Annotated in this window: 1 protein-coding gene; it reads right to left on the reverse strand. The window is 64.6% G+C overall.

Annotated elements, in window-relative coordinates; genetic code table 11:
- The coding region (locus tag ADL12_RS29865) for an alpha-amylase family glycosyl hydrolase (protein ID WP_244188105.1) at positions 1-206 on the reverse strand (206 nt) is incomplete at both ends.

The raw sequence follows: 206 nt of genomic DNA on the forward strand, positions 1-206 counted from the left end.
GTGTAGTCGGAGACGTCGTAGCCGCCGTCGCGCAGGGGTGATTTGAAGAAGGGCGGCAGCCACAGGCAGTCGACGCCGAGCCATTGCAGGTAGTCGAGTTTGGCGGTGAGGCCTTTGAGGTCGCCGACGCCGTCGCCGTTGCTGTCCTGGAAGGAGCGGACCAGGACCTCGTAGAAGACGGCGCGCTTGAACCAATCCGGGTCACG

It is taken from the genome of Streptomyces regalis (assembly GCF_001509475.1).
Lineage (GTDB): Bacteria > Actinomycetota > Actinomycetes > Streptomycetales > Streptomycetaceae > Streptomyces > Streptomyces regalis.